Annotated in this window: 2 protein-coding genes; both read right to left on the bottom strand. The window is 48.0% G+C overall.

Features of this window, described 5'->3' with window-relative positions:
* Nucleotides 1–191 (bottom strand): acyltransferase (locus tag Q0277_RS00465; protein ID WP_297994387.1); only part of this gene is annotated, 191 nt, incomplete at its 3' end.
* Between the two features lie 198 nt (nucleotides 192–389).
* On the bottom strand, nucleotides 390–1,422 hold a 1,033-nt coding region (gene rho / locus Q0277_RS00470; protein WP_297994389.1), incomplete at its 5' end, for a transcription termination factor Rho.

Genomic DNA, 1,422 nt, shown 5'->3' on the forward strand with positions numbered 1-1,422 from the left:
CCTTTTTCTAAATTATTAAAAATAATCGTAGAAATTAAAAATCCAGATATTACAAAAAATATATCTACACCTATAAAACCGCCACTTATTTTATTTGGAAAAGCATGAAAAGCCACAACAGATAAAACGGCTATTCCTCTTAAACCGTCTATATCTGGTCTATACTTTGGATGCTGTAAATCATTACTCATAGAATTACTCACTTATATTGTTTAATTTTTATAGATTTAAGCTCATAGAGAGTATGTTGTACTCAAAAAAATGAGCTGACCTATTCCTCCACAACCAAAATCCTTGACTATCTCTTATCAAAATCTAAGTCGTTTACATAAAACCTAACGCAAGAATAATAAAGCATTAAATTTCATAACGAATCAATTTAATAAAATTTAGCCGTTCATTATCGATAGCAGTTCGGTGTTATCTTTGGTTTTTAGCATCTTGGCATATAAAAATTTTAGCGCCTCGACGTCGTCCATCGTCGAGATCGCCGAGCGCAGCGCCCAGATCTTTTGCAGATTTTCGCTGCCTTGCAAAAGCTCCTCTTTGCGCGTGCCGGACTTGGTGATATTGATCGCGGGGTAAATTCTACGATCCGAGATGTTGCGATCGAGAATAATCTCGCTGTTGCCCGTGCCTTTGAACTCCTCGAAGATCACGTCATCCATTCGCGAGCCGGTCTCGATGAGCGCGGTAGCGACAATGGTGAGCGAGCCGCCGTTTTCGATATTTCGCGCCGCACCGAAGAAGCGCTTCGGTTTATGCAGGGCGTTTGCGTCCACGCCGCCGCTTAGGACTTTGCCGCTGCTAGGCGTGACAGTGTTGTAGGCGCGCGCAAGGCGAGTGATGCTATCGAGCAGGATGACGACGTCCTTGCCATTTTCGACAGCGCGTTTTGCCTTTTCGATGACGAGCTCGGCGACGCGGACGTGGTTGAATGCGGGCTGATCGAAGGTCGAGCTAAATACCTCGCCGCGCACGCTGCGCTCCATGTCGGTCACCTCTTCGGGGCGCTCGTCGACTAGTAGCACCAAAAGCTCGACCTCAGGGTGGTTGCGCGTAATGCCGTTGGCAAGCTCCTTCATAAGCTCCGTTTTACCGCTACGCGGAGGCGCCGTGATGAGCCCGCGCTGCCCCTTGCCGATCGGGGTGAAAAGATCGAGCACGCGACCAGTAAGGCGCATAGGATCGTATTCAAGCTTGAGCTTTTCGGTCGGGAAAAGCGGCGTGAGATTATCAAATAGCGGGCGTTCTCTGGCCTCTTGAATCGATTTATAATTGATCGCTTCGATCTTTAAAAGCGCGTAGTACTTCTCCTGATCCTTCGGCTCGCGCACCTGGCCTGTGACGATGTCGCCGACGCGCAGGGCAAATTTGCGGATCTGGCTTAGGCTCACGTAGGCATCATTGGCGCTGTCGCTT

The organism is uncultured Campylobacter sp. (genome assembly GCF_938030815.1).
Taxonomy (GTDB): Bacteria; Campylobacterota; Campylobacteria; order Campylobacterales; family Campylobacteraceae; genus Campylobacter_B.